The organism is Streptomyces sp. AF1A (assembly GCF_047340315.1).
Lineage (GTDB): Bacteria > Actinomycetota > Actinomycetes > Streptomycetales > Streptomycetaceae > Streptomyces.
The window spans coordinates 1-7,004 of sequence record NZ_JBLEBI010000263.1 but is presented as its reverse complement, the minus strand read 5'-3'; the positions used below and the strand labels follow the sequence as shown (position 1 = coordinate 7,004).

Below are 7,004 nucleotides of genomic sequence, written 5' to 3'. Positions count from 1 at the left end.
AACGCCTACCGCGACTACCTCGAACTGCACGGCCTGTCCGTGCAGTTGGCGGAGGCGTTGGCCGAGTACTGGCACGCCCGCGTCCGCGCCGAACTCGGTTTCGCCGGGGAGGACCCTGCCGACGTCGAGGACATGTTCGCGCTGAAGTACCGCGGCGCCCGCTTCTCCCTCGGCTACGGCGCCTGCCCGAATCTGGAGGACCGCGCCAAGATCGCGGACCTCCTCCACCCCGAGCGGATCGGCGTCCACCTGTCGGAGGAGTTCCAGCTGCACCCCGAGCAGTCCACCGACGCGATCGTGATCCACCACCCCGAGGCGAAGTACTTCAACGCCCGCTGATCTTCCTCCGGGGGATCGCCGCTGATCTTGCTCTGCGGGCGCCCACCGATCTTCCTCCGGCTTCGGCGCCCGGCGATCTTCCCTCCGGGAGATCGGCGGGCACGTCGGAGCGGGAGATCGGCAGGGCACACCCAAGCGCCCCCTGGCCTGCGCCGCGCGTGTTTCAGGGGTACCCCGGCGGCGGAGTGGTAAACGAGGCGATTCGGGCGCGGGAGTCGTACACTGGTCGGTCCACCGCAGGCCGGTTCCCCGCACGGGAACCGGCCTGATCGTCCCTCAAGGAGGTGCGCCCGGATGACCAGCACGGTCCCCGCGCTCGGAACCCGTACGGCCGAAGGCTCCGCCCTGCAGGCGGTGCTACTCGACATGGACGGCACCCTGGTGGACACCGAGGGTTTCTGGTGGGATGTCGAGGTCGAGGTGTTCGCCTCCCTCGGCCACGCCCTGGACGAGTCCTGGCGCCACGTCGTGGTCGGCGGCCCCATGACCCGCAGCGCCGGCTTCCTCCTCGAGGCCACCGGCGCCGACATCACCCTCGCCGACCTCACGGTGCTGCTCAACGACGGTTTCGAGAGCCGTATCGACCGTGCCCTGCCGCTGATGCCGGGCGCCTCCCGCCTGCTCGCCGAGCTGCACGAGCACGGCATTCCCACCGCGCTGGTCTCCGCGTCCCACCGGCGCATCATCGACCGCGTGCTGACCGTCCTCGGCCCGCACCACTTCGCGCTGTCCGTCGCCGGCGACGAGGTCACACGCACCAAGCCGTTCCCGGACCCCTACCTGCTGGCCGCCGCCGGGCTCGGCGCGCATCCCGCGAGATGCGCCGTGGTCGAGGACACCTCGACCGGGGTCGCCGCCGCCGAGGCGGCCGGCTGCCGCGTCGTCGCCGTCCCTTCCGTCGCCCCCATCGCCCCGGCCGACGGGCGCACCGTGGTCACCTCCCTGGAAGAGGTCGACCTGGCTTTTCTGCGCGGCCTGATGACGGAAATGCGCTAGCCGCTGACCGAGCGTGCAAAGTCCATTGGCCGGGTTGGACAAATTTCCGGGGAAGTACACGCGAGGCGGAATTCGCGGCGGGCCGACCGGCCGAAAATGCGCTGGGCCCGCCACGGTTGAATGTGTGACGTTCGCCACCACCGCGGGCCTCGACAACGCCGGCTCCATGTGCTGATCGACATGGCGCGACCGGGATCGGCGGCTCCTTGTGTCCCGATTGGTGGGACGCTGCACTAATCCTGCCGCTGTCGGGTTTTCGGTGTGTCCGCACCTGGTTTCGCTGCGTGATGGGGGGTCAACTCACGGGGCTGTGAACGCCGCTGCGGGCGCGGACTAATCTCGTCGCGAGACCATCACCGCGAAACCCCCGTGACCCGCGGCGCCACCCATGCATGCCGGGTACACGGACCCGAACAGCTCTGGAGAAACTCCCGCATGAACCGCAAGACTTTGGTGCTGCCGGCAGTGGTCGGCCTGCTCACCCCGGTCCTCGCCGCGTGCGGCGGATCGGACAGCGGGAGCAAGGGCGGCGACGCCATCGTCGTCGGCACCACGGACCGGTTCACCGCCACCAAGGACGCCCCCGCGCCCGTCGACCCGGCCTACGCCTACGACGTCGGCACCTGGAACATCCTGCGGCAGACCGTGCAGACCCTGATGGCCCAGCCCAAGGGCGAGGGCGACCCGGTCCCGGACGCGGCCGAGAGCTGCGGCTTCACCGACAGCGGCAGTGAGCGCTACGCCTGCAAGCTGCGCGAGGGACTGAAGTTCGCCAACGGCGACCGGGTGACCGCCGAGGACGTCAAGTACTCCATCGACCGCGCCCGGCACATCAACTCCAGCAGTGGTGTCGCCGGCCTGCTGAGCACCGTCGACACGATCGAGACGCAGGGCGACCGCGAGGTGATCTTCCACCTCAAGACGGCCGACGCCACCTTCCCGTACAAGCTGTCCACCCCGGTCGCGGGCATCATCGAGCCGAAGAACTACCCGGCGGACAAGCTGCGCGACGGCTTCCAGGTCGACGGCTCCGGCCCGTACACCTTCCAGGCCACCGTCAGGGACAACGCCGTCGTCAGCGCCACCTTCTCCAAGAACCCTAACTACAAGGGCGCGGTGAAGGTGAACAACGACAAGGTCGTGCTGCGCTCCTTCGACGACGCGGACGCGATGGGCGCCGCGATCGACAAGGGCGTCATCGACGTCATGACCCGCACCATGTCGCCCGCGCAGATCCAGAAGCTGGACGCCGGCACCGACCAGAACGTCGACCTGGTCGACATGCCGGGTCTCGAGATCCGCTACCTGGCCTTCAACACCAATGCGACCAGCGTCAAGTCCAAGGCCGTGCGCCAGGCCATGGCCCAGGTGATCAACCGCGGCGAACTGGTCTCCAAGGTCTACGGCACCCAGGCCGAGCCGCTGTACTCGCTGGTCCCGGCCGGCATCACCGGCCACTCGAACTCGTTCTTCAACAAGTACGGCAACCCCAGCGTCGCCAAGGCCAAGGAGCTGCTGACGAAGGCCGGCATCACCACCCCGGTGAAGCTCACGCTGCACTACACCACCGACCACTACGGCTCGGCCACCAAGCAGGAGTTCGAGATCCTGCAGAAGCAGCTCAACGACAGCGGCCTGTTCGACGCGAGCATCCAGGGCCACCCCTGGGACACCTTCCGCCCCGCCGAGCAGAAGGGCAAGTACGACGTCTACGGCATGGGCTGGTTCCCCGACTTCCCCGACGCCGACAACTTCCTCGCGCCCTTCCTCGACAAGGGCAACTTCCTCGGCTCGCCGTACTCCAACAGCACGATCCAGCACACGCTGATCCCGCAGTCCCGCCGCGACGCCGACCGGCTGTCCGCCTCCAACAGCCTGACGCAGATCCAGGACATCGTCGCCGAGGACGTCCCGGTGCTGCCGCTGTGGCAGGGCAAGCAGTACGTCGCCGCACGGGACGACATCACGGGCGTCTCCTACGCCCTGAACTCCTCCTCGACGCTTCAGCTGTGGGAGCTCGGCCGCGGCGTGAGCGGCTGACGGCTTGCTCGACCGGGGGCAGTGACGGCTGCCCCCGGCGCCCGGGCCAGGAAGCGGCCCCGGGCTGACGGACCGACGACAAGGCATTTTCCAGTGAACATGCGTAAGCAGTGGCCAGTCCTGCCGATCGTGGCGGGCCTGGCCTCCGCCCTGTTGACCGGCTGCGGCTCGGGGAACGGCGATGCCGGGGGCACCGGCCACGCCGTGGTGATGGGGATGTCCGACGACGTCCTCGCCACGGACCCCGCGTCCGGCTACGACCCCGGCTCCTGGCTGTTGTTCGACAACGTTTTCCAGTCGCTGCTCAGCTTTCCGAAGGGCGGCATCGAACCCCAGCCCGAACTGGCGAAGCACTGCGCCTTCACCGACACCCGGGCCACGGTCTACCGGTGCGAGCTCAAGGACGGCCTGAAGTTCAGCAACGGTGACCCCCTCACCTCCGAGGACGTGAAGTTCTCCTTCGACCGCATGCTGAAGATCAACGACCCCGCCGGTCCGGCCGTCATGTTCCCGCTGCTCGGCAAGGTCGAGACGCCGGACGCGAAGACGGTCGTCTTCACCATGAAGGCCCCCGACGCCACCTTCCCCAGCAAGGTCGCCTCCGGTGCGGGCTCCATCGTCGACCACCGGCAGTACGACGCGAACGGGCTCCGCAAGGACGGCAAGGCGATCGGCTCCGGCCCCTACAAGCTGGACTCCTTCAGCAAGGACAAGGCCGTCTTCTCGGTCAACCCCGACTACAAGGGCACCGCCCAGATCAAGAACTCCGGCGTCACCATGAAGTTCTTCCACGGCGACCGCTCCGCGCTGAAGAAGGCCCTCCTCGGCGGCGACATCGACCTCGCCTACCGCGGTCTGACCGCCTCCGACATCGCCGGCATCGAGGCACAGGACGGCACCAAGGGCGTCGACGTCGTCGAGGGCAGCAGCGCCGAGGTCCAGCACCTGGTCTTCAACATGAAGGACCCGGTCGCCGGCAAGCTCGGCGTCCGCAAGGCCATGGCCTACCTCCTGGACCGCGACGCCCTGATGAAGAACGTCTACCAGGGCACCGCCACCCCGCTGTACTCGATCATCCCGGCGGGCATCACGGGCCACAACACGGCCTTCTTCGACACCTACGGCGCCCGCCCCTCCAGGGCCAAGGCCGCCGAGGCGCTGCACTCCGCCGGCATCGCCGGCAAGGTGAAGCTCACCCTGTGGTCCACGCCGTCCCGTTACGGCCCGGCCACCGACCAGGAACTGAAGGCCGTCGCCGGCCAGCTCAACGCCAGCGGCCTCTTCGACGCGAACGTGAAATCGGTGCCCTTCGCCCAGTACGAAAAGGACATCGCGGCCGGCAAGTACGGCGTGTACGTCAAGGGCTGGGTGCCGGACTACCCGGACCCCGACAACTTCACGGCGCCCTTCTTCGGCAAGGGCAACGTGCTCGACAACCACTACAGCAACGCGACCATCACCGGCTCGCTCATTCCCGGCACCGCGGCGCAGAGCGACCGTGCGGCGACCGACGCCGACTTCGGCCGGCTCCAGGACATCGTCGCCACCGAGCTGCCCGTCCTGCCGGTCTGGCAGGCCAAGCAGTACGCGGTCGCCCGCGACGGCGTCTACGGCCTGGAGTACTGCCTGGACGCCTCGACCGTGTTCCGGTTCTGGGAACTCAGCAAGAGCTGACGCCGGTTGCACCGAGGGCGCCCCTCCCGGCTCGGGAGGGGCGCCCTCGGCGTAGCGGCCGACCGGCTACTGCGCGCCGGGCCGCACCAGGCCGCTCTCGTACGCGTACACCGCGGCCTGCACCCGGTCGCGCAGGCCCAGCTTCGTCAGCACATGCCCCACATGCGTCTTGACGGTGGTCTCGCTGACGAACAGGTCCGCGGCGATCTCCGCGTTGGACAGCCCGCGCGCCACCAGCTTCAGCACCTCCACCTCCCGCTCGGTGAGGGTGTGCAGGGTGTCCGGCACCGGTTCCTCACCCGAGGGCAGATGAGTGGCGTACTTGTCCAGCAGCCGCCGCGTGATGCTCGGCGCGAGCATCGCCTCGCCGGCCGCGACCACCCGGATCGCCTGCACCAGCTCGTTCGCGGGCGCGTCCTTCAGCAGGAAACCGCTGGCACCGGCGCGCAGCGCCTCCACCACGTACTCGTCCAGGTCGAAGGTGGTCAGCACCAGCACCTTGGCCGGACCGTCCCGTCCAGGACCGGTGATCTGCCGGGTCGCCTCCACGCCGTCCATCCGCGGCATACGGATGTCCATCAGCACGACGTCCGGCTGCAGGGCCCGCACCTGGTCGAGGGCCTGCAGGCCGTCACCTGCCTCGCCCACGACCGCGATGTCCTGCTCTGCCTCCAGGATCATGCGAAACCCGGTACGCAGCAGGGGCTGGTCGTCGACCAGTAGGACGCGGATGGCCACGTGACACTCCTTCGCTAGTCCGGGCCCATTCTGCCCTGCGGCACGCCACCGGACTCCGGCGCCCTCACCGGCAGCGGATACGGCGGGGGAGTGCCGCCGAACTCCGGGCAGTGCGCCTGATGGTCGCACCAGCCGCACAGCCTGCTCGGCCGGGGCCGCCAGTCACCGGTCTCGGTGGCCTGCCGGATGGCCTCCCACAGCGCGTGCAGCTTGCGCTCCACCCGCTCCAGATCGGCGGGCACGGGGTCGTAGGTCAGCACGTCCCCACTGCCCAGGTAGACCAGCTGCAGCCGGCGCGGCACGACGCCCTTCAGCCGCCACACCACCAGCGCGTAGAACTTCATCTGGAACAGCGCGCCCTCGGTGTACTCCGGCCGCGGCGCCCTGCCCGTCTTGTAGTCGACGATCCGCACCTCGCCCGTCGGCGCCACGTCCACCCGGTCGATGATCCCGCGCAGCCGCAGCCCCGACGCAAGCTCCGCCTCGACGAACAGCTCCCGCTCGGCCGGCTCCAGACGCGTCGGATCCTCCAGCGTGAACCAGCGCTCCACCAGCCGCTCGGCCTCGTCCAGCCACTGCGCCAGCCGCTGCCCCTCCGGATCGTCGGCGAACAGCTCGCCCAGCTCCGGGCGGCTCTCCCGCAGCCGGTCCCACTGGCCCGGGATCAGCGCCTTGGCCCGCGGCGCCGTCCGCTCCCCGGCCGGTGCGTCGAACAGCCGCTCCAGCACCGCGTGCACCAGCGTGCCCCGGGTCGCCGCCTCGCTCGGCTTCTCCGGCAGCCGGTCGATCACCCGGAACCGGTACAGCAGCGGGCACTGCATGAAGTCCCCGGCCCGCGAGGGCGACAGGGAGGTGGGCGCGACGGCGGCGCGCTCGGCGCTCCCCGCGGGCGCGGCCGCCTCCTTCGGGGCTGCCTCCGGCGCAGGCGGGGCCGGGTCGTCGGGACCGCTCGGCGGGGCTCCCGCCTCCTCGATGCTGCTGTCCATGCCCACAGACCTTACGGCCCGCCACTGACAACGACCCTGCCGCCGCCCGCACCGGCCGCGCGACCGCCGGGCAAACACAAGGGGTGCCGGGGCGAAACGCACCCCCACGGCCGCATACCATCGACCACAGACCCTTCCGTCCGGCAGGTGCGGAAGACGCTTCGAACGAGGGGACACCGTGGACGTGAGCGGCGCGAGCGGGCAGCCGCGGCCCGGCGACGACGAGCCGGC

Annotated in this window: 6 protein-coding genes; 4 read left to right on the top strand and 2 right to left on the bottom strand. The window is 69.8% G+C overall.

Features of this window, described 5'->3' with window-relative positions:
• From ACLU3S_RS34915 to ACLU3S_RS34900, 4 genes are all read left to right on the top strand, one after another.
• Positions 1-339: vitamin B12 dependent-methionine synthase activation domain-containing protein (locus ACLU3S_RS34915; protein ID WP_413955992.1), on the top strand; the 339-nt coding region annotated here is incomplete at its 5' end.
• A gap of 294 nt (positions 340-633) precedes the next feature.
• Positions 634-1,335 carry an HAD family hydrolase gene (locus ACLU3S_RS34910; RefSeq protein ID WP_413955991.1) on the top strand — a complete coding sequence of 234 codons (702 nt, stop codon included), beginning with the start codon at positions 634-636 and terminating at the stop codon, positions 1,333-1,335.
• Positions 1,336-1,770: 435 nt separating this feature from the next.
• Entirely contained in the window at positions 1,771-3,375 is a 1,605-nt protein-coding gene (locus tag ACLU3S_RS34905) for an ABC transporter substrate-binding protein (RefSeq protein WP_413955990.1), read from the top strand.
• 93 nt (positions 3,376-3,468) lie between these two features.
• Entirely contained in the window at positions 3,469-5,049 is a 1,581-nt protein-coding gene (locus tag ACLU3S_RS34900; RefSeq protein WP_413955989.1) for an ABC transporter substrate-binding protein, read from the top strand.
• A gap of 66 nt (positions 5,050-5,115) precedes the next feature.
• Here ACLU3S_RS34900 and ACLU3S_RS34895 read toward each other — a convergent pair whose 3' ends face one another.
• Together ACLU3S_RS34895 and ACLU3S_RS34890 are read right to left on the bottom strand one after the other, a co-directional pair.
• Positions 5,116-5,787 (bottom strand): response regulator transcription factor, encoded by a 672-nt coding sequence (locus ACLU3S_RS34895; protein WP_358866141.1) that lies wholly within the window; start codon positions 5,785-5,787, stop codon positions 5,116-5,118.
• A 14-nt stretch (positions 5,788-5,801) separates the two neighbouring features.
• Positions 5,802-6,773: a RecB family exonuclease gene (locus ACLU3S_RS34890; RefSeq protein WP_413955988.1), complete on the bottom strand. Its 972-nt coding sequence runs from the start codon at positions 6,771-6,773 to the stop codon at positions 5,802-5,804.
• Between the last annotated feature and the right edge of the window lie 231 nt (positions 6,774-7,004).